The sequence below is a fragment of the Solirubrobacter phytolaccae genome (genome assembly GCF_027587195.1).
GTDB lineage: Bacteria > Actinomycetota > Thermoleophilia > Solirubrobacterales > Solirubrobacteraceae > Solirubrobacter > Solirubrobacter phytolaccae.
The window spans coordinates 1-3524 of sequence record NZ_JAPDDP010000151.1 but is presented as its reverse complement, the minus strand read 5'-3'; the positions used below and the strand labels follow the sequence as shown (position 1 = coordinate 3524).

Here is a 3524-nt window from a genome sequence, read left to right as displayed (position 1 = left end):
CGCCCGGACGAGGCCCGCGCCGCCGCGCTCGAAGAGACGCGCGACGCGGCCCGCCGCGGCGTCGCGACGTTCGCCGCGCAAGCGCTCGTCGCGCACGGCGACACCGAGGCCGCGCTGGCCGCCGCGAACGGCCACCCGTGGACGCTTCCGGACGAGCCCGCGGCCACGCCGGCCGCCGCCGGCGCCGCGACGGGGCCGCCCCGAGCCGACACGGAGTCGCCGAGCGCCCACGCGGAATCGCCGCCCCGCGCCGCCGCGTCCACGGCGCCCCGAGCCGACACGGAGTCGCCGCCCCAGGCGGCCGAGGACTCGCCGCCCGCCGCCAGCGCCTTCGTGCGTCTCTCCCCGTCCCCTTCCCCACGTGCTCGCGCGGAGGCCTCCTTCGCCCGCGGGCTCGCGCTGCGCCAGGCCGGGCAGCGGACCGAGGCGCGACGGCACCTCACCGACGCGCGCGACCTCGCCGCGCGCCACGACCTGATCGCGCTCGCCAACAGGGCGACCGAGGAGCTCGTCGTCGCCGGCGGCAAGCCCAAGCGCGCGGCGCAGAGCGGCGCGGCCGCGCTGACGCCGTCCGAGCGGCGGATGGCCGAGCACGCCGCGCGTGGGCTGAGCAACCGCGAGATCGCCGAGACGCTGTTCGTGACGCGCAAGACCGTCGAGTTCACGCTCGGGAACGCGTACTCGAAGCTCGGCATCCGCTCCCGCACGCAACTGGCGGAGGCGCTGACTCTGGGGTGAACCCCGGGGTGGCTCTCCATGGCGCGCGCCCGCGACCGGCGCGAGCATGCGGGGTATGCAGGTCGAGCTGATCGCCGCCACCGACGACTACGTGCTCCTCGAGGTCACGGCGCCCGCGGGGACGGGCCTGCCGCCGCACGTGGCCAGCCGCGAGGACGTCGTCGTGCTCGTCCTGCAGGGTGAGCTCGAGGTCACCCTGGCCGGCGTCGCGCAGACGCTGCGCGCCGGCCAGGCGCTCGCCCTCCCCCGCGACGTGCCGCGCACGCTGCACGCGCCCACCGCGCTGCGGATGCTGTGCCTCGCCGCGCCCGCCGACGAGCGGTTCGTGAACCTCGTCAAGCCGCCGCTGCCCGACCCCGAGGACCTCGCCGTCCTGCTCACCGCGGCCGGAATGGTGCGGCTCCCGTCGCCTCGCGCGTAGGCTTCTCCGCCGGATGCGGTTGCTGGAGCGCGAGAACGAGCTGCGGCAGCTGCACGCGCTGCTCGACGCCGCGCGCCGAGGCGAGGGCGGCACGATCCTCGTCGAAGCCGCGGCCGGCGCCGGCAAGACCGCGCTGCTCAACGCGGCGCGCGATCAGCCGGACTTCCGCACGCTGCACGCGACCGGCGGGGAGCTCGAGCGCGAGTTCCCGTTCGGCGTCGTGCGCCAGCTGTTCGAGCGGACCGTCCACGAGCGCCGCGACGAGCTGCTCGTCGGCGCCGCCGCGCAGGCCGCGCCCGCGATCGGCGCCGGCACCGTGGAGCCCGTCGCCGACGCCTCGTTCGCCACGCTCCACGGCCTGTACTGGCTGACCGCCGGCCTGGCGGAGACCGCGCCACTGCTGCTCGTCGTCGACGACGCGCACTGGAGCGACGCGCCCAGCCTCCGCTTCCTCGACTTCCTCGCGCGCCGGGTGCCGGAGCTGCCGGTCGCGATCCTCGTCGGCGCCCGCCCGAACGAGCCCGGCGCCGAGCAGGACCTGCTGCACGCGCTCGACGCGACGGTCCTGCGGCCCCGCGCGCTGACGGCGCCCGCCGTGAAGGCGCTGCTCGGTGAGGACGTACCCGAGGACGCCGTCGGCGCCGCGCTGACGAGCACGCGCGGCAACCCGCTGCTCGTGCGGGAGCTGCTGCGCTCGCTCGACGGCACGCCGATCACCGCGGACGCCGTCAACGCCGCCGTCCCCAGCTCGATCACGCGCAGCGTCGAACGCCGGCTCGCCCGCGTGCCCGAGCCGGCCCGCCGGCTCGCCCGTGCGCTCGCGGTCCTCGGCGACCGCCGCGACCTCGACCTGCTCGCCACCGCCGCCGAGCTGACCACGCCGGAGGCGGTCGCCGCGCTCGTCACGCTCAAGGAGCTCGAGCTCGCCGACGACGACCCGCCGCGCTTCATCCACCCGCTCGTCGCGGCCGCCGTCGCGGAGCCGGTCACGACCCGCGACCGCGCGCAGCTGCACCGTCGCGCCGCCGAGCATCTGCGACACCGCCCGGGCGCGGAGGAGGACGTGGTCGTGCACCTGCTCGCCGCGCCCCCGCTCCATCAGCCATGGGCCGCGCAGGCGCTGCGCGACGGCGCGGCCCGCGCGCTCGACGAGGGCGCTCCCGACGCCGCCGTGCGACGCCTGCACCGCGCGCTGGAGGAGGACGACGGCGGCGCGCGCTTCGAGCTGGAGCTCGAGCTCGGCCGCGCCGCCGTCCGCGCCGGCGATCCGCAGGCCGCCGACCGGCTGCGCTTCGCCGCGACCGCGCCCGACCCGGAGCTGTCCGCACGCGCGATCGAGGAGCTGATCGCCACGGGCGGCAACCGCCTGCACGAGCCGCTGGAGCCGATCGCCGACGCGCTGCAGGGCGCGTTGGAACGGCTCGGCCCGGCCGGCGATCCCGTCCTGCGCGACCGCCTCGCCGCCCATCTGCTCAACGCCGTCATCCTCGATCCGCGGATGGCCGCCCGGCGCGCGGCGTTGCTCGACCGCTGGCTCGCGGACCCCGGCCCGGGCGTGCTCGCCCACCTCGTCTACCAATCGGCGTGCACCGCCGTGCCCGCCGACCAGGTGCGCCGGATGGCGGTGCCGATCTTCTCCGCGCGACCGTTCGCGCAGCTGACCGGGATCGAGCACCCGTCGCCGTTCTGGGGGCTCGTCGGCCTGCTCGCGGTCGACGACGCCGGCACCACCGACGCCGCACTCCGCGACGCCGAGGCCACGGTCGCGCGCAGCCGCACGCGGCTGGGAAGCGCGTTCGTCTCGTTCATGCGCGCGGAGTGGGAGCTCGCCTTCGGCTCGGCCGCACGCGCCGAGGCGCAGGCCCGCAACGCGCTCGAGCTGCAGGGCTTCGCGTTCCAGACCGCGACCGAGATCGGCGTCCGCGGCGCCGTCATCCGGTCGCTCGTGCTCAGCGGCCAGCTCGCCGAGGCCGACACGATCGCCGCCGGCTTCCCGGCCGACCTCGACGGCAGCTGGGGCGGACTGATCGCCTGGACCGCGCGCAGCGAGCTGCGGATGGCGCAGGGCCGGCCGCACGACGCGCTGGCCGACCTCGACCGCATGCTCTGGCTGCTCGACGCCTACGAGCAGCGCCGCTTCCCGCTCGGCTACCCGACCGCCCTGCGCGCCCGTGCCCTGATCGCCGTCGGCCGCGCCGACGAAGGCCGCGAGCTGGCCGAACGAGAGCTGGCCGAGTCGCGCGACCGGGGCGTGGCGAGCGCCGAGGCGATGGCGCTGCTCGCGCTCGCGGGCGCGCTGGCGCCGGGCGAAGACGTCGCCGTGCTGCGCGCCGCCGTGGCCGTCGCGGAGGGCGACGAGCGCGCG

3 protein-coding genes are annotated in these 3524 nt (G+C 77.5%); all 3 read left to right on the top strand.

Annotated elements, in window-relative coordinates; all coding sequences use genetic code 11:
* A partial coding sequence (locus tag OJ997_RS36095) for a helix-turn-helix domain-containing protein (protein ID WP_270030316.1) occupies positions 1-738 on the top strand: 738 nt, incomplete at its 5' end.
* Positions 739-793: 55 nt separating this feature from the next.
* Positions 794-1159, top strand: a complete 366-nt coding sequence (locus OJ997_RS36090; RefSeq protein WP_270030315.1) for a cupin domain-containing protein — start codon at positions 794-796, stop codon at positions 1157-1159.
* Positions 1160-1172: 13 nt separating this feature from the next.
* Positions 1173-3524, top strand: a 2352-nt coding sequence (locus OJ997_RS36085; protein WP_270030314.1) for an ATP-binding protein, incomplete at its 3' end; no start/stop codon positions are given.